The sequence below is a fragment of the Pseudomonas sp. AB39(2026) genome (assembly GCF_059831485.1).
Genome location: NZ_CP195212.1, coordinates 3,483,237 through 3,502,164 on the forward strand (window position 1 = coordinate 3,483,237; position 18,928 = coordinate 3,502,164).

Annotated in this window: 18 protein-coding genes; 8 read left to right on the plus strand and 10 right to left on the minus strand. The window is 61.5% G+C overall.

What is annotated here, in order from left to right; all coding sequences use genetic code 11:
- Positions 1-18: 18 nt before the first annotated feature.
- Positions 19-717, minus strand: coding sequence for a YggS family pyridoxal phosphate-dependent enzyme (locus tag ACSAMW_RS16135; protein ID WP_500591143.1), 699 nt, complete (start codon positions 715-717; stop codon positions 19-21).
- Between the two features lie 66 nt (positions 718-783).
- On the opposite strand from ACSAMW_RS16135, the gene ACSAMW_RS16140 reads away from it, so the two are divergent.
- The gene (locus ACSAMW_RS16140) at positions 784-1,818 is read left to right on the plus strand and encodes a type IV pilus twitching motility protein PilT (protein WP_500591144.1); all 1,035 of its coding nucleotides are present in this window, start codon (positions 784-786) and stop codon (positions 1,816-1,818) included.
- 207 nt (positions 1,819-2,025) lie between these two features.
- Here ACSAMW_RS16140 and ACSAMW_RS16145 read toward each other — a convergent pair whose 3' ends face one another.
- Entirely contained in the window at positions 2,026-2,664 is a 639-nt protein-coding gene (locus ACSAMW_RS16145) for a C40 family peptidase (RefSeq protein ID WP_168085037.1), read from the minus strand.
- A 247-nt stretch (positions 2,665-2,911) separates the two neighbouring features.
- On the opposite strand from ACSAMW_RS16145, the gene ACSAMW_RS16150 reads away from it, so the two are divergent.
- Positions 2,912-3,337, plus strand: coding sequence for a TM2 domain-containing protein (locus ACSAMW_RS16150; RefSeq protein WP_500591145.1), 426 nt, complete (start codon positions 2,912-2,914; stop codon positions 3,335-3,337).
- Positions 3,338-3,431: 94 nt separating this feature from the next.
- On the opposite strand, the gene ACSAMW_RS16155 is transcribed toward ACSAMW_RS16150, so the two are convergent.
- From ACSAMW_RS16155 to gshB, 7 genes are all read right to left on the minus strand, one after another.
- Positions 3,432-4,703, minus strand: coding sequence for a dihydroorotase (locus ACSAMW_RS16155; RefSeq protein WP_500591146.1), 1,272 nt, complete (start codon positions 4,701-4,703; stop codon positions 3,432-3,434).
- Positions 4,700-5,704 carry an aspartate carbamoyltransferase catalytic subunit gene (locus ACSAMW_RS16160; protein WP_500591147.1) on the minus strand — a complete coding sequence of 335 codons (1,005 nt, stop codon included), beginning with the start codon at positions 5,702-5,704 and terminating at the stop codon, positions 4,700-4,702. The genes ACSAMW_RS16155 and ACSAMW_RS16160 overlap by 4 nt, the downstream gene beginning before the upstream one ends.
- Positions 5,701-6,234: a bifunctional pyr operon transcriptional regulator/uracil phosphoribosyltransferase PyrR gene (gene pyrR / locus ACSAMW_RS16165; protein WP_500591148.1), complete on the minus strand. Its 534-nt coding sequence runs from the start codon at positions 6,232-6,234 to the stop codon at positions 5,701-5,703. Before pyrR ends, ACSAMW_RS16160 begins: the two co-directional genes overlap by 4 nt.
- A gap of 39 nt (positions 6,235-6,273) precedes the next feature.
- Positions 6,274-6,714 (minus strand): Holliday junction resolvase RuvX, encoded by a 441-nt coding sequence (gene ruvX / locus ACSAMW_RS16170; protein ID WP_500591149.1) that lies wholly within the window; start codon positions 6,712-6,714, stop codon positions 6,274-6,276.
- On the minus strand, positions 6,714-7,283 hold the full coding sequence (locus ACSAMW_RS16175; RefSeq protein ID WP_500591150.1) for a YqgE/AlgH family protein: 570 nt from the start codon (positions 7,281-7,283) through the stop codon (positions 6,714-6,716). The genes ruvX and ACSAMW_RS16175 overlap by 1 nt, the downstream gene beginning before the upstream one ends.
- A 57-nt stretch (positions 7,284-7,340) precedes the next feature.
- On the minus strand, positions 7,341-8,243 hold the full coding sequence (locus ACSAMW_RS16180; RefSeq protein ID WP_500594060.1) for a TonB family protein: 903 nt from the start codon (positions 8,241-8,243) through the stop codon (positions 7,341-7,343).
- An 87-nt stretch (positions 8,244-8,330) separates the two neighbouring features.
- Positions 8,331-9,284 carry a glutathione synthase gene (gshB, locus tag ACSAMW_RS16185; RefSeq protein ID WP_500591151.1) on the minus strand — a complete coding sequence of 318 codons (954 nt, stop codon included), beginning with the start codon at positions 9,282-9,284 and terminating at the stop codon, positions 8,331-8,333.
- A 225-nt stretch (positions 9,285-9,509) separates the two neighbouring features.
- On the opposite strand from gshB, the gene ACSAMW_RS16190 reads away from it, so the two are divergent.
- The 6 genes from ACSAMW_RS16190 to ACSAMW_RS16215 are packed head-to-tail and all read left to right on the plus strand — an operon-like array spanning position 9,510 to position 18,213.
- Positions 9,510-9,911: a response regulator gene (locus ACSAMW_RS16190; protein WP_500591152.1), complete on the plus strand. Its 402-nt coding sequence runs from the start codon at positions 9,510-9,512 to the stop codon at positions 9,909-9,911.
- Positions 9,912-9,962: 51 nt separating this feature from the next.
- Entirely contained in the window at positions 9,963-10,328 is a 366-nt protein-coding gene (pilH, locus tag ACSAMW_RS16195; RefSeq protein ID WP_500591153.1) for a twitching motility response regulator PilH, read from the plus strand.
- A gap of 8 nt (positions 10,329-10,336) precedes the next feature.
- Positions 10,337-10,876, plus strand: coding sequence for a chemotaxis protein CheW (locus ACSAMW_RS16200; RefSeq protein ID WP_500591154.1), 540 nt, complete (start codon positions 10,337-10,339; stop codon positions 10,874-10,876).
- Positions 10,877-10,897: 21 nt separating this feature from the next.
- Positions 10,898-12,943 (plus strand): methyl-accepting chemotaxis protein, encoded by a 2,046-nt coding sequence (locus ACSAMW_RS16205; protein ID WP_500591155.1) that lies wholly within the window; start codon positions 10,898-10,900, stop codon positions 12,941-12,943.
- A gap of 10 nt (positions 12,944-12,953) precedes the next feature.
- The gene (locus ACSAMW_RS16210) at positions 12,954-17,756 is read left to right on the plus strand and encodes a hybrid sensor histidine kinase/response regulator (protein WP_500591156.1); all 4,803 of its coding nucleotides are present in this window, start codon (positions 12,954-12,956) and stop codon (positions 17,754-17,756) included.
- The gene (locus ACSAMW_RS16215; RefSeq protein ID WP_500591157.1) at positions 17,749-18,213 is read left to right on the plus strand and encodes a chemotaxis protein CheW; all 465 of its coding nucleotides are present in this window, start codon (positions 17,749-17,751) and stop codon (positions 18,211-18,213) included. The genes ACSAMW_RS16210 and ACSAMW_RS16215 overlap by 8 nt, the downstream gene beginning before the upstream one ends.
- Here ACSAMW_RS16215 and ACSAMW_RS16220 read toward each other — a convergent pair.
- Positions 18,200-18,928, minus strand: a complete 729-nt coding sequence (locus ACSAMW_RS16220) for a 16S rRNA (uracil(1498)-N(3))-methyltransferase (RefSeq protein ID WP_500591158.1) — start codon at positions 18,926-18,928, stop codon at positions 18,200-18,202. The genes ACSAMW_RS16215 and ACSAMW_RS16220 overlap by 14 nt on opposite strands.

Here is an 18,928-nt window from a genome sequence, read left to right on the forward strand (position 1 = left end):
GAAATCCTTCGAATCGGTTCAAACGGGGGCGTTGGGCGTGCTGTAGTCGCGGGCGCCAAAGAGCGCAGTGCCTATTCGTACCCAGGTCGCGCCTTGGGCGATGGCGGCCTCCAGGTCGTCACTCATGCCCATGGACAGCGTGTCCAGGCCAAGGCTTAGCCCATCGCGCAGGGCAGTGACCCGAGCAAAGGTCGCGTTCTGCTCGGTAGCCTCCTTGCTGGGCTCAGGAATGGCCATCAAACCACGCAAGCGCAGGCGGGGCAGTGCCGCGACGGCACTGGCCAGGGCAGCCAGGTCTTGCGGCTCACAGCCGGCCTTGCTCGCCTCGCCGCTGATGTTCACCTGCAGGCAGATGTTCAGCGGTGGCAGGTGGGGTGGGCGTTGCTCGGACAGGCGCTGGGCAATTTTGAGCCGGTCAATCGAATGCACCCACGCGAAGTGCTCGGCGATGGCCTTGGTTTTATTGGACTGGATCGGGCCGATGAAATGCCAGGTCACGTCCAGGTCGGTAAGCTCGGCCTGTTTGGCCAAGGCTTCCTGCAGGTAGTTTTCACCGAAATGATGCTGGCCTGCAGTATGGGCTTCACGTATGGCCTGGGCCGGCTTGGTCTTGCTCACAGCCAGCAGGTTCACGCTGCTCGGCTCACGGCCTGCAGCCTGGGTTGCCGCGCCAATTCGCGCACTCACCGAAGAAAGGTTGTCTGCTATGGTGGACATTACTTGGCGCCAGCGGCTTTAGGGGTCTGCGGCATTCTACCTGCTTGTCTGTATTTGGGGAGTCTCATGGACATTACTGAGTTGTTGGCCTTCAGCGCGAAACAAGGCGCGTCGGACCTGCACCTTTCTGCCGGGTTGCCGCCCATGATCCGCGTAGACGGCGACGTACGCCGAATCAACCTGCCGCCACTGGACAACAAGGCGGTGCAGGGGCTGATCTACGACATCATGAATGACAAGCAGCGCCAGGACTTCGAAGAGTTCATGGAAACGGACTTTTCCTTTGAGGTGCCGGGCGTAGCGCGGTTCAGGGTCAACGCCTTCAATCAGAACCGGGGTGCGGGGGCCGTGTTCAGGACCATTCCCTCCAAGGTGCTGACCATGGACGACCTGGGCATGGGTGATGTGTTCAAGCGCATCACTGATGTTCCCCGCGGGCTGGTGCTGGTGACAGGGCCTACGGGGTCGGGCAAGTCCACCACCCTGGCGGCCATGATCGACTACCTCAACAGCAACAAGCACCACCATATCCTTACCATCGAAGACCCAATCGAGTTCGTTCACGAATCCAAGAAGTGCCTGGTGAACCAGCGCGAAGTGCACCGTGACACGCTGGGCTTCTCTCACGCCCTGCGCTCGGCCCTGCGAGAAGACCCGGATGTGATCCTGGTGGGGGAGCTGCGTGACCTGGAAACCATTCGCCTGGCCCTGACCGCTGCCGAGACGGGCCACTTGGTGTTTGGCACCTTGCACACCACTTCAGCGGCCAAGACCATCGACCGGGTGGTGGACGTGTTCCCGGCAGAGGAAAAAAGCATGGTGCGCTCGATGCTGAGCGAGTCACTGCAGGCGGTGATCTCGCAGACCCTATTGCGTAAGATCGGCGGGGGAAGGGTAGCAGCCCATGAAATCATGATTGGCACGCCGGCCATCCGCAATCTGATCCGGGAGGACAAAGTGGCACAGATGTATTCGGCGATTCAAACTGGAGGTTCGCTGGGTATGCAAACCCTGGATGCGTGCCTCAAGGAACTGCTGGCCAAAGGCATCATCGCGAAGGATGCAGCCCGGGAAAAGGCTAAAAGCCCGGACAGCCTGTAAACCTGACGCTTAACGTACGTCAGGTTCCCGGCCTCCGCCTTTGGCTGCGACCGGTCCCACAGCGCCAACACTGGCGCGGACTGTTTCCTGTGGGAGTTCGCGTAGCGGACGAACCTTGGTGGCCGTCACGGCATAGCGTTTTGAGATTCCCGGCCGCAGCCTTCGGCTGCAACCGGTCCCGCAGCGAGCCGCCACGCTGTGGTGACCTCAGCGTTGGGTGATGCGGAGGTTTGCCGTGGCTGGCTGCTTGGGCAATACCCGCTTGGCGACCACGTAATGCTGGTTCCAGTAAGGCTTGTTCAGGGTGTCGATGGACACAGCCTTGCCCCGACGAGGCGCATGAATGAACTTGCCTTCGCCCAGGTAGATGGCAACGTGGTTTACACGGCCACTCTTGATATTGAAGAAGATCAGGTCGCCAGGCTTGAGGTCGGCACGTGCAACCTTGACGCCGTGGCCGTCTGCCATGGCATTGGAGGTGCGAGGCAAGTTCACAGCCTTCACGTCGTTGAAGGCGTACTTGACCAGCCCGCTGCAATCAAAGCCTTTGCTAGGGCTGCTACCGCCCCATTTGTAAGGCGTTCCCAGCACATTGACTGCGCGGCTTAGCACCGCGTTGCTCTGGCTGTTCTGGCGAGCGGCCATTTGTGCAGCGGCGGCCTGGGCAGAATGAGGTACAGCCTTGCGTACCAAGTGGCGCGGCGCACGTGGCGCATGTTCGGCAGTACCTGCCTGGGCGGTGTAACCCGAGAAGCTGGGAGGAAGGGTTTGCTCACGGTTGGAGGCGTAAGCGGCCAGTGGACATAAAAGGCAAATGGTTAGCCATGTCTTGAATATTGGGTGCATTCGGCAGGGCTCAGTGTAGTGGCGCGAAACTTTATAACAGCTTTTTTGCCTGTTTTTGGGCCGCTGGTCGATCCAGAACCCGCCCATACCGAACCTCAGGCAGTGTTTTGTGTCTATGTAAACCAGCGAACCCCCGTAATAGCCCGGTTTGGGCACTCTCCCCAGGCAAAGACCGCTTGTCGGCTCGCCGTGCAAAAGTCACAATTCTTTCCAGAAATTTTAATTATCACCCCGCAAGGCATCCCCTATGAATACCTATCAGCCCGAACCGCGGCTGCACGATACCCATAGCCTGATCTTCGGTTATGCCCTCTGGATTTTCGGCTTTACCGGTGCTCACCGCTTTTATTACGGTAAGCCGGTCACGGGGACCCTATGGTTTCTCACTCTCGGACTGTTCGGCATTGGTTGGCTGATCGACCTGTTTCTGATCCCGGCAATGGATCGCCATGCAGACCTGCGGTTTCACAGTGGCCCACTGGACTACAACATCGCCTGGCTGCTGCTCACCTTTCTTGGCCTGTTTGGCATACACCGCTTGTACCAGCGCAAATGGATCACGGCGGTGATCTACTTCTTCACCGGCGGGTTATTTCTGGTAGGCGTGCTGTATGACTTCTGGACACTCAACGATCAAGTGTCCAAGGAAAACCGCGACGCGTATCGTGGCTGACAGGTGCCTTGGCTAGGCATTGTGCACGGCCCCAGGCGCATTGAGCGTGGGGCCATGCGCCTGCAGAGCGCACTAGTGCGGGTTGAGTGACTGTTCAGGCCTGATGGCTGACCTTGCCATCCACCAAGGTATAGCGCACAGCGCCGGGCAAGCAGTGGCTCATGAACGGGCTGTTCTGGCCGCGGGAATGCCAGTGCTCGCCGGCCAGGGTAGTGGCATTCAGGTCGAACAGCACCACGTCCGCTGGTGCCCCCACCCTCAGTTCACCTGCCGGCAACCGCAGGGCCTGCGCCGGGCCTGCCGTCAAGCGGGCCAACAGGGTGGGCAGGTCCACCACGCCTTCTTCCACCAAGGTCAAAGCCAATGGCAACAACAGCTCCACACTGCTGATCCCGGGTTCTGTCGCACCGAACGGTGCCTGCTTGGCATCACGCTCGTGGGGTTGGTGGTGGCTGGAAATGGCCTGAATGACGCCGGCCTTGACCGCAGCACGTAACCCATCGCGGTCCTTGGCAGTACGTAGCGGTGGCAGCACGTGATACAGGCTTGAGAAGCCGGTGAGTGCTTCGTCCGTGAGGATCAGCTGGTACAGCGCCACGTCTGCTGTCACTGGCAAGCCACGCGCCTGGGCCTGGGCGATCATTTCTGCGCCCCGGGCGGTGGTCAACTGGCTGAAGTGGGCACGAACACCGCTTTGCTCCACCAGCAGCAGGTCCCGGGCCAGCGCCACTGTTTCAGCGGTCTCAGGTACGCCCGCCAAGCCCAGGAAGCTGGCAATCGGGCCTTCGTGCGCCAGCCCACCGGCTGCCAGGTCGCGGTCCTGGGAATTGAACACCACGGTCAGGTCGAACGTGGCGGCATATTCCAGCGCCCTGCACAGGGTGCGCGTGTTATTGAAACTGTTCAGGCCATTGCCGAAAGCCACGCAGCCTACATCCCGTAAGGCTACCAGCTCAGCCAACTGCTCGCCTTCCAGCCCTTTGCTCAAGGCGCCAACAGGAAACACCTTGCAGTGGCCGGCTTCACGCGCACGGTCCAGGATCAGCTCGGCAACAGCCGAGGTGTCCAGGATAGGGCGCGTCAGCGGTGGGCAGCATAGCGACGTCACACCGCCGGCTGCGGCTGCGCGGGTTTCCGTGGCGATGGTGCCCTTGCGGCTGTAGCCTGGCTCGCGCAACGAAACGTTGAGGTCTACCAGGCCTGGGGCGGCGATGAGCCCTTGGGCGTCAATGTGCTGTGCAGCTGTGAAGCCGACTGGGGCAGCGCCAATGGCCAGTACCTTGCCGTTCTCCAGGTGCAGGTCGGTGAGCTGGTCCAGGCCCGAGGCAGGGTCGATCAGGCGGGCACCTATAATGCTTACAGTCACTGGAAACTCTCCTGCTCGATCTGCCGCTGTGCGGCCTGGCCGCTCATGGCCATGGACAGCACCGCCATGCGTACGGCAATGCCGTAGGTTACCTGGTTAAGAATTACCGATTGGGCGCCATCGGCCACGGCAGACTCGATCTCCACGCCACGGTTGATCGGCCCAGGGTGCATCACGATCGCATCAGGCTTGGCCAGGGCCAACCGTTGGGTAGTCAAGCCAAACAGCCGGTAGAACTCCCCCTCGCTGGGCAGCAAGCCGCCTTGCATGCGTTCACGCTGCAGGCGCAGCATGATCACCACGTCCACGTCCTTCAAACCCTTTGCCAGGTCGGTATACACCGTCACGCCATACTGCTCTACGCCAACGGGTAGCAAGGTCTTGGGGCCGATCACGCGAATGTCACGACAGCCCAGGGTCTTGAGCGCGATCATGTTGGAGCGCGCCACACGGGAGTGCAGAATATCCCCCACGATGGCCACGGACAGGTTTTCGAAGCCGCCCTTGTGCCGGCGGATGGTCAGCATGTCCAGCATGCCTTGGGTAGGGTGCGCGTGGCGGCCATCACCGCCATTGATCACGGCCACCTCTGGCGATACGTGCTCGGCAATGTAATGGGCAGCGCCAGAGTCGGCGTGGCGCACCACGAACATGTCAGCCGCCATGGCTTCCAGGTTGCGCAGCGTATCGAATAGCGTCTCGCCTTTGCTGGTGGAAGAGGTGGACACGTTGAGCGTGATCACGTCCGCCGACAGCCGTTGGGCGGCCAGCTCGAAGGTGGTACGGGTGCGCGTGGAGTTCTCGAAGAACACGTTGCAGACGGTTTTGCCGCGCAACAGAGGCACCTTCTTCACCGCCCGAGCACCTACTTCCAGAAATGAGTCAGCAGTGTCCAGAATTTCGGTAAGCAGCTCGCGAGGCAGCCCGTCCAAAGACAGGAAATGCCGCAACTGACCTTGGTCGTTCAGTTGCAGAGGGCGCTTTGGGTCAGTTGGCGTCATCGGGTGGACTCTTGAAGGCTGGCAGCAGCACCAATGGCCTGGCGCTCCAGGGTAAGCGGGGTAGGGCCGAGCAATTTTACCCGCTCGTCAGGCGCCAGGGACAACGTGGCGCCCACTACATCGGGGCGGATAGGCAGCTCGGCTGCGTCCAGGTCCAACAAGCTCACCAAGGTCACGCTGGCTGGTCGGCCGTAGTCGAACAGCTCGTTGAGTGCGGCGCGCACGGTGCGCCCACTCATTAGCACGTCATCAATAAGCACAAGGTGCTGGCCTTCGATCTCGAAGGGCAGGCTGGAGGGGCGTACCTGAGGGTGCAGGCCGTTCTGGCTGAAATCGTCACGGTAGAAGGACACATCCAGCGTGCCCAGCTCGGTGGCCTGCCCCAACTGCTCCAGCAGGGCCTGGGCAACCCACACACCGCCGGTACGTATGCCGATGAAGCGGGGGGTATCGATGCCTCGAGCCTGCAGCCTTGCCGTAAGGGCAGTTGCCATCTGGGCGATCAGGTCGGCGGGGTTGGGTAAGCTCATGCACACTCCAGAAAAGCGGCGCCCGGTGGCCGGGCAAGGTCAAGGTTCGGATAGGTTTGCGGCGTTGGCCTCCAGCCAGCCTTCAAGTACCAGCCGTGCGGCGATCGCGTCCACCGGGTTGTCCCGATAGCTGTGAGTCCGTTGCCCACGGGCCATGCGCTCGCCTTTGGCTTCAAAGGTGGTCAGGCGTTCGTCGTGGGTATGGACCGGCAGGTTGAAGCGCCCATTGAGCTGGCGGGCAAACTTTTCAGCGCGGGCGCTCATGTCGCTAGGCGTGCCGTCCATGTTCAAAGGCAGGCCTACTACCAGTGCATCGGGCTTCCACTCTTTAAGCAGGGCTTGGACTTTGAGCCAATCCGGCACGCCATTCTGGGCTTTGAGCACGCACAACTCGCGGGCTTGGCCGGTGATCACCTGGCCAACAGCCAGGCCAATCTGTTTGCTGCCGTAGTCAAAGCCGATTAGTAACCTAACTGCCATCAGGCGTGCCCCGCCTGGCTGGTGAGCAGGTTCAGGTTGATCCCGAGGCGCTTGGCGGCAGCCGTCAGCCGGGCTTCACTGGGTATATCGAACAGAATGGCAGGATCGAAAGAGCAGGTCAGCCAAGCGTTTTCGGCCATCTCGCTTTCCAGTTGCCCCGCTTCCCAACCGGCGTACCCCAAGGTGATCAAGCTTTGCTCGGGGCCGCTGCCGTCAGCGATGGCGAAGAGTACGTCCTGAGACGTGGACAGCGAAACGCCGCCCAGCTCGACCGTAGCATCGAACATCGGGCCACTGGTATGCAGCACGAAGCCGCGGTCCATTTGAACCGGCCCCCCGCCATACACTGGCACCAGTTGCGCCGACAACGGGGGCGTTACGTCTGGCCGGAGCTGTTCGAGAATGTCAGCCAAGTTCAGCTCCTGTGGCCGGTTCACTACCAGCCCCATGGCACCGCGCTCGGTGTGCTCGACGATATAGGTCAGCGTCTGGGCGAAATTGGGATCGGCCATGTGTGGCATGGCGATCAGGAACTGATGCTTGAGGTAGCTGGTTTCAAGGGTCTTCATAGGCGTAGTTTGGCGCTGCCTCTGGGGGCTTTCAAGCGGTGGGCGTTCAATGGCGCCCTAATTGCTGGACAACCGGTCACCTTTGGCAAACCGCCAGGTCCGAATGATTTCGAGCCGGTCGATGTCCGAAAGGTCCCCGGTAAACGGCGCAAAAGGCGCTGCAAGGCGCACGATGCGTTGGGCGGCTTCATCCAGCAAAGGCTGCCCGGAGGATTCGAGTACCAACACTTCGTACAGCGAACCATCCCGGTTGATCGACACCAGCATCCGCAAATTGCCGTAGATCTGCTGTTGGCGCGCCTGTTCGGGGTAGTTCAGGTTACCGATACGTTCCACCTTCTTGCGCCAGTCCTCCTTGTACCAGGCCCCCTTGTCGCGCATGGTCGAGGCCGCGCTCAAACGGTAGATGCGAGGACGCTTTGCGTACGCCTGCTGCTCGTTTGAAAGCTCGGCTTCAAGGCTGGCAATCTCGCTGGACAGCTGGGAACTGTCGAAGGCAGGTGTGGCCGGCTGAGGCTTCTCGTCCACAGGCTGTTTCTGCGGCCGGGCTTCGGTCTTGTGCACTTGGGTGGCAGTCGTGGCCACGGCCTTGGTTTTCTGCGGCGCGTCCTCGCGTACCGGGCGGGGCGCCGGTGGTGGGGTCACCTTGTTGATCTGCTCGCTCTGGAACGGCGCTACTTCCGTGGTTTTGGGCACGGCTTTATGTTCCAGCGTACCGCTGCCCTGTTGGTTGTCCTGGGCGAGAAAGTCGGCTTTCTCCGGCGCCTTGTCGCTTTTGAAAGTGGACAAGGTGATTTCAAGGGTTTTGCTGATTTGCGCAGGCGGCTCCAGGCTGAAGCTCACGCCAAGAATGACGGCCAGGTGCAACAGGGCAGCAACGAACAGCGCAAAACCCAAGCGGTCCGCAGGGCGGTCAGCCTTTGGCGCAAGCTTTGAAGAGAGCATGGTAAAACTGGTCATTAAGTACCCGGCCTGGCCCTGGGCGCGTAACAGCGAATGGCGGGGCATGATACTCCATATGCCCCGCTTCGCGTCGCCTGGGTGAGGTTAGCGTGCCTGAAGCTTGCGCTCGATGGCGTCCATCAGCAGGCCGCCAATGTCTGTGCCGTAGGCTGCATCGATTTCCCGGGCACATGTGGGGCTGGTGACGTTGATTTCGGTCAGGTACTCGCCAATCACGTCCAGGCCTACGAACAACAGCCCTTTCTCGCGCAGGCTGGGGCCTACCTGGGCCGCGATCCAGCGGTCACGGTCTGTCAGGGGGCGCGCCTCGCCACGGCCACCGGCTGCCAGGTTGCCACGGGTTTCACCTGCTGCCGGAATGCGTGCCAGGCAATAATCCACAGGTTCGCCGTCGATCATCAGAATGCGTTTGTCGCCTTCGGTAATAGCTGGGATGTATTTCTGCGCCATGGTCTGGTGGGTGCCGTGAACCGTCAGGGTTTCCAGAATGACAGACAGGTTGGGGTCACCTTGACGGTGGCGGAAAATCGATGCGCCACCCATTTCATCCAGCGGCTTGAGAATCACGTCGCCGTGTTCGGCCACGAAATCGCGAATGATGTCCTGGCGTCGGCTCACTAGCGTAGGTGGGTTGCACTGCGGAAACTGAGTGGCAAACAGTTTCTCGTTACAGTCGCGCAGGCTCTGCGGCTTGTTCACCACCAGTACACCCGCGCGCTCGGCTTGCTCCAGGAAGTAGGTGGCGTACACAAACTCGATGTTGAAGGGCGGGTCCTTGCGCATCAGGATCACATCCAGGTCCTGCAGCGCGATGTCCTGGGGTGCTTCCAGGGTGTACCACTGTTCCGGGTTGGCGAAAACTTTCAGCCCACAAGCTTTGGCGCGCGGTTGGCCATTGGCCTGGTACAGGTCCGGCAGCTCCATGTAGGTCAGTTCCCAACCGCGCGCCTGTGCGGCGAGCAACATCGCCAACGACGTGTCCTTCTTATAGTTGATGCGCGAAATAGGGTCCATGACGATGCCGACGCGGATGGGCATGGTGGTGTGTCTCCAGGCAGGATGAGCAGGTTTTGATGGCGCTCAGGGTGGCCCGCGCGAACCCGATGGTCAAGCGTATGCACAAAGGCACAACATAGAACCACGGCTGGGAGTGTGCTAAAAGGCTTCCAGCGTATGCCTATTGCTTGCCGGTGAGCAGGGCTGCAGGGTGCCATGGGCAGGCCCACATTCATCGGCCATTCACTCTCTTTCAATGAGCTCCTGATGGAACAGCATTCGCCAACCTTGAAAGTTTTGGTGGTGGACGACTCCAAAACCATTCGTCATACCGCAGAGACACTGTTGCAGCAGGTGGGGTGTGAGGTCATTGTTGCCGTGGACGGCTTCGAAGCACTGGGCCAACTGGTCGATCATCGGCCGGACGTAGTGTTCATTGACGTAATGATGCCCCGCCTAGACGGCTATCAAACCTGTCAGTTGATCAAACAGAACGCCCGTTTCGCAGGAACTTCAGTGATAATGCTGTCGTCGCGCGAAGGCTTGTTCGACCGGGCGCGGGCGCGGGCGGTTGGCGCAGATCAGTTTTTGACCAAGCCCTTCGACCGCGCTGCGCTGCTGGAGGCTATTCAGGCTCAGGTGCCTGGCTTCCAGCCGCTGCTACCCTGAAAGGTACAGCAGGTGCCGCGACGGCTTACTCTTAATCGAACGAGGAACAGCATGGCCCGAATCCTGATTATCGATGACTCGCCAACCGAGCTTCAAAAGCTGACCGGCATGCTCGAGCGCCTAGGCCATCAAGTACTCAAGGCGGCCAATGGGGGCGACGGCGTTGCGCTTGCCCGGCAGGAAAAACCCGATGCGGTGCTAATGGACATCGTGATGCCGGGAATGAACGGCTTCCAGGCCACGCGCCAGCTGACCAAGGACGAGTCCACGGCCACGATTCCCATCATCATCATTACCAGCAAGGACCAGGAAACCGACCGGGTGTGGGGTGCTCGCCAAGGCGCACGGGCCTACCTGACCAAACCGTTCGAAGAAAGCGCACTGGTAGCGGCGCTCCAGAACGTACTGGTGGGCTGACAGCACCGATGAACCCCTCGTATACCGCGTTCGAACTGTTGTTGGCCATTGACCAACGCTGCCGACTGCGCGCCGCCGGCCTTCCGCTGGAGCAGGAAGGCGAACCGCCCTGGAGTGGTATCAGCTTTCGCATGGGCAATGGCTGGTACGTGGCGCCCATGGCCGAAGTGGCCGAAGTGTTGCCCGAGCCACGCATGACCCGTATTCCTGGCGTGAAGCCCTGGATGCTGGGTGTGGCCAACGTGCGTGGTCGCCTGCTGCCAGTGATCAACCTGTCAGGCTACTTCGGTGCAGCGTTGTCCAGCCATCGACGGCAGCGCCGGGTACTGGTGATCGACCACGATGATGTGTTCACGGGGTTGCTGGTAGATGAAGCGCCCGGCCTTCAGCATTTTCCAGCGGCGGACCTGGCGCCGGTACGGCCAGAGAGCCTGGACGAAGCCCTGGCGCCTTTCGTGAAAGGCTATTTTCTCCATGAGCGTGAGTGGGCGGTGTTCAGCCCCTATGCGCTGGTGACGGCAACGGAGTTTCTGAATGTGGCGGCATGACACCTTGGCAAGGCGAGCGCGATGAGCAGTGCGGTCAAAGGCAACCCTTTGCAAGGCTCCAGAAGCACCGCCCAGATTGCAGGCCTGTTCGTGGCACTGGTGGTGCTCATCATGCTGTTGTTCGCCAACTTCGCTTACCTCAGCACCCAAGCCAACCACGACAAGCAGTACATCGGCCATGCGGGCGAGCTGCGCGTGGTGTCCCAGCGTATTGCCAAGAACGCCACCGAAGCGGCGGCAGGCAAGGCTGACGCCTTTCGCGAGTTGACCACGGCACGCAACGAGTTCGACCGTCGCTGGCACTACTTGACCGAAGGCGACACCCATACCGGCCTGCCCCCCGTGCCTCACACGGTGCATGAGCAAATGATCGCCGTGCAGCGCGATTGGGACCGGCTGCGCAAAAGTGCGGACACTATCCTGGCCAGCGAGCAGACAGTGCTCTCGTTGCATCAAGTGGCCGCTACACTCGCCGAAACCGTGCCTCAGCTGCAGCTCGAATCTGAGAAAGTGGTGGATAACCTGCTGCGCCGCGGTGCCCCTGCAGAGCAGGTGGCGGTCGCGCAACGGCAATCCCTGTTGGCCGAACGCATTCTGGGGTCGGTCAATATCGTATTGGCCGGTGATGAAAATGCGGCACGCGCTGCCGAGGCCTTTGGCCGCGATGCCAATCGTTTTGGCGTAGTGCTCAATGGGATGCTCAACGGCAGCAGTGCCCAAGGTATACGCCAGGTAGACGACCCCGTAGCCCGTGCGCGGCTGCAGGAGATTGCTGAACTGTTTGCGTTTGTATCCGGCTCGGTGGGCGAAATACTTGAGACCTCGCCCGAGCTATTCAGGGTCAGGGCGGCGTCAACCGAGATTTTCAACCTGTCCCAGACCCTGCTGGATGAAGCCTCACGCCTGGCCGAAGGGCTGGAGGACAGGGCCGGTGCACGCACACTGGACGTCGTGGGTGGCTACCTGCTGGGCCTGCTGGCCTTGGCCTGTATCATTCTGATGGCCACCATCATGGTGCGCGAGACCAATCGGCGCCTGCGTGAAACGGCTGAAAAGAACGAGCGCAGCCAGCACGCAATCATGCGGCTGCTGGATGAGATCGAAGGGTTGGCGGCGGGCGACCTGACAGTAGCCGCCTCGGTGACCGAAGACTTCACAGGCACCATTGCAGACTCTATCAACTACTCCATCGACCAGTTGCGGGACTTGGTAGCGACCATCAACCGTGCGGCCGAGCGTGTATCGGCTGCTGTGCAGGATACTCAGGGTACGGCGCGGCAGCTGGCGAAGGCGTCCGAGCATCAGGCCCAGCAGATCAGCGAAGCGTCAAGAGCCATCAGCGACATGGCGCAGTCCATCGACCATGTGAGCAGCAATGCCTACGAATCGGCCAAAGTGGCCGAGCGCTCGGTAAACATTGCCAACAAAGGTAGCGAAGTGGTGCACAACACCATTCAGGGCATGGACGTGATCCGTTTCCAGATCCAGGACACCTCCAAGCGCATCAAGCGGTTAGGTGAGTCGTCCCAGGAAATCGGCGACATTGTTGGCCTGATCGATGACATCGCAGAGCAAACTAATATTCTCGCGCTCAATGCGGCTATTCAGGCGTCCATGGCCGGTGAGGCCGGTCGTGGTTTTGCGGTAGTCGCTGATGAGGTCCAGCGCTTGGCAGAACGTTCCTCGGCCGCCACCCGGCAGATCGAGATGCTGGTGCGGGCCATCCAGGCCGATACCAATGAGGCAGTGATGTCCATGGAGCAGACGACCTACGAAGTGGTGCGCGGTGCGAGGCTGGCACAGGATGCAGGTGTGGCCTTGGAGGAAATCGAAAACGTTTCCCAAGACCTGGCCGCCCTTATCCAGCGCATTTCCAATGCGGCCCAGCAGCAAACCTCGTCGGCTGGGCAGATTTCCCACACCATGGGCGTGATTCAGGAAATCACGACGCAAACTTCTTCGGACTCCACCGCTGCGGCCGAAAGCATGAGCAACCTGGCCCAGATGGCGGGTGAAATGCGGCGTTCCGTATCCGGCTTTACCTTGCCAACGCCTACCAAGCGATGAGGAGAGGGCAATGAACCTGGACCGGGAAGGGCGTGCCGATGTGGTTGGCCTGCAGTGGCTCAGGCCGGAACTGGCGGCAACCTTGGCCGAGGCCCGGCAGGCCCTGGAAGTAACAGGGGGCGGGCAGGGCCTGGAAGCGTGTGCCAAAGCCCTGCACGGTGTGGTGGCTGCCTTGGGGTTCGTAAACTTTCCAGGAGCTACGCGGCTTGCCTATGACCTGGAGCGGCTGGCGAGCCTGCCGCACCCGTCGGCCGCCTCGATTGACGCCTTGCGCCACCTCATCGACCGCTTGCCAGGCTACCTGGACAGGGTGGCTACTGCGCGCCACGACCTGCCACTGTTGCTGCAGCCCTGGCTCAATGAAGTGCGCGGCACCTTGGGTGAGCCGCCACTGTCTAGCGACGACCTTACACGCCTTATGGGGTTGCCTGCGCCCCATGAGCCGGCTCGAAGCATGCCCACCGTTACTCCGGACCGCGCGGGGCTCGGGCCGCTGATCGCGGCATTGTGCGAGGAACTGTCAAGAAACAAGGCTCGGCTGGACCAGTACCTCCAGGGGTCGCCACGCGATGGCAGCGCACTTGCCGCCATCGCGCCGTCTTTGCGACGTATTGCCGATGCGTTGGCAGTGTTGGGATTCCAGCAGCCCCGCCGTGCGATCCTGGACCAGATGGGGACAATCCACAGCCTTGCGAACAGTGAACAGCCGGCCGACACGTCAGCCGTCATGGACGTTGGCGGGGCGCTGCTTTATGTAGAAAGTACCCTGGCCGGTATGGTGGGCCCTGAAGACCTGGTGCCTGGCGCGGCGCAAATCCCGCCCACAGAGCTTGAGCGTATTCATCACCTGGCTATTGAGGAAGCCCTGACGGCGCTGGAGCGTATCGAGCAGTCCATCAGCGAGTGCGTGGACAGTGGGTGGGCAGCAGAGCGGCTGGACGCTATTCCTTCGCAACTGCTGGAGCTGCGTGGCGCGCTGGCCATGGTACGCCCTGAAGCGCTGTTGACGCTGATCGGTGCGCTTGAAAGCTACGTGCACGAGCACCTGCTGCCTGCGGTTCAACCCCCGCCCCATGGCGTACTCGAAACACTGGCCGATGCGCTGTGCGCGATCGAGTGGATGCTGCGCCGCTGGATGGTAGATCCACGCGAGGCCGAAGAAGCGTTGCTGGCCAGTGCCCGCCATGCCCTGGACGGGCTTGCTGCCAATCAGCCCCTGCACATGGCCGATAGCGCCGCGCCTGGCACGGCGTTGCTCGAAGACGCGCCGCTGGATACACAGCTGCTGGACATCTTCTACCATGAGGCGCGCACCTACCTGGAGATTCTCCGGGGGTTTCTGCGCAAGGCCACCGCTCCGGCAGTGGTGACCGACGCCTTGCAGCGTGCACTGCATACGCTCAAGGGCAGCGCGTTCATGGCAGGCGTAGTGCGCATGGGCGAGATGGTGGCACCAGTGTACCGCCTGTGCAAAGAGTTTCACGCCCGGCGCCGTGCCTTCGGCCAGGCAGAGCTGGACGTGCTGCGCAGTGCGCTGGCCCTGCTGGAGCAAAGCCTTGAGCAGGTAGGCCGTCATACGCCTGAGTGCATTACGAAGACGTCCACATTGGCTGAGCAGGTCGATACGCTATTGTCACAGACGCCTGCAAACCTGCAGGTAGCCGACCTTGGCGCCGAGGCACAGGACCTACGCCGCCAACTGCTGATCGAAGGTATCGAGCATTTGGACGAGGCGCAGGCGCACTTGACGGCCTGGCGGCAAAAGCCAGGCCCCTACACCGGCCTTTCAGCATTGCTGGGCACACTTGATAGCCTGGCAGAACAGGTACACGGAGCAGCACTTCCGGCCATGGACAGGCTATGTGAGGCGTTGCTTGACCTTTATGGTGCTATCGAAGAGGCCAGCCTCGCCGCCTCGCCGGCAGTGCTCAGTGATGCCGAGCAGGCGCACCAGGCACTCTATGACATGTTCGACGAACTGGCCGCCGGCCAGGACGTGCACGCGCGGCCCGAGGCGGTGGCTTGCTTGCAGCACTGGCTGGAGCGTGCGCTCGATCCCTCGGCGCTGGGTGCTGTAGGCGCCTCGGCTGTGGACCCGCTCGTCGGGCAGGCTTTGCCTGCCCCAACAGCCGGCAAGGCTACCGAAGAGGCGCTTTACGCCTTTTTTCTTGAAGAAGCCGCCGACCTTCTCGAAAGCGCAGACGAAGCGCTGCGAGTGTGGTTGCAGGATCCTCAGCGGGAGAGCGCGCTTGTAGCCCTTGAGCGAGACTTGCGCACGCTGGCAGGCGGCGCTCGGCTGGCAGGCCTTTCTGCGCTAGCTGGCTATGCAGACGCTTTAGGGGCGTTCTACGGGGTGCTGCACGCCAATGGTGGTAAAGATGAAGAGGCACGTGCGCGCCAGGCACACCTGCGGCTGCACCAATGGTTGGCCCACTTGGCAGGCGAACGTCCTGAAGCAATGCCCTTGGACGCTTGGTTAAGCGAGCTGACCGCGCCTTTGCCCCTACCGAACGAGGACACGCTGACATCAGGCGAGGAAGCAGTACGCGCCAGCGAGCGTGAGCTGCTGGAGGTGTTTCTAGACGAGGGCGCTGACTTGATCGAAAGCGCGGGCGCCGCCCTGGTTCGCTGGCAAGCGGAGCCTGGCAACGCCCTGGAAGTGGAAAACCTGCTGCGTGACCTGCATACGCTCAAGGGGGGCGCGCGCATGGCCGAGGTGGGGCCTGTCGGCGATTTGGCCCACGAGCTGGAAACCCTTTACGAGCGAGTATCGGCGGGTGAGCTGCAACCTGCGCCCGCACTGTTCAAATTGTTGCACAAGGGGCACGACCGCCTTGCGCTGATGCTTGATACCGTGCGCTCCGGCGAACCTGCACCGGTAGACTTCACCCTGCTTGATGCCGTGCAAGGCTATGGCAGCCGGATTCTGCCACCGCTGCGTGAACCATCGCGCCCTGCTGTAGCCGACCTGACAGCGCTGTCGGAGCGGGGTGGCACTGACCAGATAAAAGTGGCAGCTCAAACCTTGGAAGACTTGGCTAACCTGGCCGGGGAGGCGTCCATTACCCGGGGCCGTGTGGAGCAGCAGGTAAACGATGGTCAGGCCGCCATGCTGGAGATGGAGACCACCCTCACCCGTATGCGTGACCAGTTGATCCGGCTGGACAGCGAAACGCTGCAACCGCCTGCCGGGCGCCAGGCCTTGTCGGGTGCTGAGGATGCCTTCGATCCTCTGGCGCTTGAACGCCAGACCCACCTGCGCGAGCTCAGCCGAGCGCTGCTCGAAGCGGTATCGGACCTGTCCGACCTGAAGGAAACCCTCGCCGCGCGCAACCACGAAGCCCAGGCGCTACTGGCCCAGCAGGCGCGTATTTGCTCAGGGCTGCAAGAAGGGCTGATGCGTACACGCATGGTGCCCTTCTCTCGCGTGCTTCCGCGCTTGCAGCGCATTGTGCGCCAAGTGGCCGAGGAGCTGGGTAAGGACGTGCAGTTCGAATCTACCGACACCGAAGTGGAAATGGACCGTACCGTATTGGAGCGGATGATTGCGCCTTTGGAGCACATGCTGCGCAACGCCATCGACCACGGCCTTGAAAGTGAGCAAAGGCGGCTTGCCGCCGGCAAGCCAGCGCGGGGGCTGATTGCCTTGCGCGTCGCCCATGAAGGCGGCGAGATTGTGATCGAGATGAGCGATGACGGTGCCGGTATTCCACTGGAGGCCGTCCGTGAAAAAGCCATCAAGCGGGGTTTGCTCAACCCGGACAGCGACCTGCGCGACCATGACGTGCTTCAGTTCATTCTCCAGCCAGGGTTTTCCACCGCGCAGAAGATCACGCAGATTTCAGGCCGTGGCCTGGGTATGGACGTGGTGCATGAAGAGGTAAAGCAGTTGGGTGGAAGCATGAGCATCGATAGCCAAGCCGGCAGCGGTGCACGCTTTGTGATTCATCTGCCGTTCAGTGTGTCCATCAACCGCGCGCTGATGGTGCAATGTGGCGAGCAACTGTTCGCGGTTCCCCTCAACAGCATCGAAGGCATTGTGCGGGTAGCCACGGAGGAGCTGGAAGCGGCTTATCACAGGGCTCAGCCGCGCTACCGCTATGCACAGCTGTCGTATGACCTGCGCTACCTCGGCGACGTGCTAGGCCTTACGCCCCGTCCTTCGCCACTGGAAGGGGGTATTCCACAGCCTCTGCTGCTGGTGCGTGCGCCGGATCACCAAGTCGCTTTGCACGTGGATGCCTTGGTGGGGTCCCGGGAAATTGTAGTGAAAAGTTTGGGCCCGCAGTTCGCAGCAGTGCCAGGGCTCACGGGTGCCACCATTCTGGGCGACGGGCGCGTGGTGCTGATTCTGGACCCACTCGCGCAGATTCGAGCGTCGCACCTGCGCCCCTGCGCTGCCGCCGCCCCGGCAAGCCGGTACGTTTCGCCCCCCACAAAACCCTTGTTGGCCATGGTGGTGGACGATTCTGTGACGGTGCGCAAAGTTACCAGCCGCTTGCTTGAGCGCCATGGCATGCGTGTCATCACTGCACGCGACGGCGTGGAAGCCTTGCAGGTGCTAGTTGACCACTTGCCCGATGTGCTGCTGGTGGACATTGAAATGCCGCGCATGGACGGTTTTGAGTTGGTCAGCAAGCTGCGTGCCGATTCACGGCTGGCCAGTGTCCCCGTCATCATGATCACCTCACGCACAGGCGAGAGGCACCGCCAGCGCGCCATGGCCCTGGGGGTAAGCGAGTTTCTCGGCAAGCCCTACCAGGAGTCACAGTTGCTGCACCTGATTCGCTTCTGGAGCAGCAAGCATGCCTGAACGCGCGTTTTCCCGTCGTGACGCCTTGAGCACGCTGCTGTTGCCCCTGGCCGATCGGCAGTTGATTGTGCCCGATGTGGCGGTCGCTGAACTGATCGGCTATCGCCCGGGTGTGCCTGCCGGTGCAGTAGCCCCTTGGGACCTGGGCGATGTACCTTGGCGCGGGCGTGAATTGCCTTTGGTGAGTTTCGAAGCTGCATGTGGACAAACCCTGCCCTGGGGGGAGCGGGTGCGCATCGCTGTCATGCACGGCGTAGGTGACACCTTGCCTTTCTATGCACTGCTGATGCAGGGCATACCCCGTACGCTGCGCGTGGACAGCCAGCTGAGCTACATCGACGTACCGCTAGCGTCGCTGGAGCTGGCCGCCGTGGTGGCTGGCAATGAGGTTGCCCGCGTGCCAGACCTGGATGCCCTGGCCGACATCATCCTGCGCGGGCGCTTCAGTTCGGGTTGAAATCACCCCATAGTTGCTGCGCCAGTGCCAGCGCTACCACCGGCGCGGTTTCAGTACGTAACACCCGTGGGCCCAGCCGGGCAGGGTGAAAGCCTGCGCCCTGTGCCTGGTGCACTTCCGCGTCGTTGAGGCCGCCTTCGGGGCCGATCAGAAAGGCCAGGGAGCCTGGCGCCGGGTGGCTGCCCCAAGGCGCAGAGACCGGGTGCAGGACCAGTTTCAGGTCGGCCTTGCACTGAGCCAGCCATTCAGTAAGTGGCAGAGGTGCGTGAATCACGGGGACGGTTGATCGCCCGCTTTGCTCGCAGGCACTGATTGCAACCTGCCGCCAGTGGGCTAGGCGCTTGTCTGCCCGCTCGTCCTTGAGCCGGACCTCGCAGCGCTCACTGACAATAGGGGTCAGCTCATTCACGCCTAGCTCAGTCGCTTTCTGAATGGCCCAATCCATGCGTTCACCTCGGCTTAGGCCTTGGCCCAGGTGAATATGCAAGGGCGACTCCGGCAAACCGGGTAACACCTCATCCACCTGCACGCTCACCGTTTTCTTGCCAACCTGCATTAGGGTAGCCAGGTACTCCTGCCCCTCGCCATTGAACAACTGCACGCGATCCCCTTCGGCCAGGCGCAATACGCGGCCGATGTAATGAGCCTGGGCCTCGGGAAGATGGTGTTCACCCATCGCCAGTGGCAGGTCGACAAAGAAGCGGGAAAGTCTCAT

Coding starts and splice junctions, on each gene's coding strand:
- ACSAMW_RS16205 (WP_500591155.1), top strand. CDS start 10,898: ATGAGCAGTGCGGTCAAAGGCAACCCTTTGCAAGGCTCCAGAAGCACC.
- ruvX (WP_500591149.1), bottom strand. CDS start 6,714: ATGGCAGTTAGGTTACTAATCGGCTTTGACTACGGCAGCAAACAGATT.
- ACSAMW_RS16145 (WP_168085037.1), bottom strand. CDS start 2,664: ATGCACCCAATATTCAAGACATGGCTAACCATTTGCCTTTTATGTCCA.
- ACSAMW_RS16175 (WP_500591150.1), bottom strand. CDS start 7,283: ATGAAGACCCTTGAAACCAGCTACCTCAAGCATCAGTTCCTGATCGCC.
- ACSAMW_RS16140 (WP_500591144.1), top strand. CDS start 784: ATGGACATTACTGAGTTGTTGGCCTTCAGCGCGAAACAAGGCGCGTCG.
- gshB (WP_500591151.1), bottom strand. CDS start 9,284: ATGCCCATCCGCGTCGGCATCGTCATGGACCCTATTTCGCGCATCAAC.
- ACSAMW_RS16215 (WP_500591157.1), top strand. CDS start 17,749: ATGCCTGAACGCGCGTTTTCCCGTCGTGACGCCTTGAGCACGCTGCTG.
- ACSAMW_RS16200 (WP_500591154.1), top strand. CDS start 10,337: ATGAACCCCTCGTATACCGCGTTCGAACTGTTGTTGGCCATTGACCAA.
- ACSAMW_RS16160 (WP_500591147.1), bottom strand. CDS start 5,704: ATGACGCCAACTGACCCAAAGCGCCCTCTGCAACTGAACGACCAAGGT.
- pilH (WP_500591153.1), top strand. CDS start 9,963: ATGGCCCGAATCCTGATTATCGATGACTCGCCAACCGAGCTTCAAAAG.
- pyrR (WP_500591148.1), bottom strand. CDS start 6,234: ATGAGCTTACCCAACCCCGCCGACCTGATCGCCCAGATGGCAACTGCC.
- ACSAMW_RS16190 (WP_500591152.1), top strand. CDS start 9,510: ATGGAACAGCATTCGCCAACCTTGAAAGTTTTGGTGGTGGACGACTCC.
- ACSAMW_RS16220 (WP_500591158.1), bottom strand. CDS start 18,928: ATGAGACTTTCCCGCTTCTTTGTCGACCTGCCACTGGCGATGGGTGAA.
- ACSAMW_RS16150 (WP_500591145.1), top strand. CDS start 2,912: ATGAATACCTATCAGCCCGAACCGCGGCTGCACGATACCCATAGCCTG.
- ACSAMW_RS16210 (WP_500591156.1), top strand. CDS start 12,954: ATGAACCTGGACCGGGAAGGGCGTGCCGATGTGGTTGGCCTGCAGTGG.
- ACSAMW_RS16180 (WP_500594060.1), bottom strand. CDS start 8,243: ATGACCAGTTTTACCATGCTCTCTTCAAAGCTTGCGCCAAAGGCTGAC.
- ACSAMW_RS16135 (WP_500591143.1), bottom strand. CDS start 717: ATGTCCACCATAGCAGACAACCTTTCTTCGGTGAGTGCGCGAATTGGC.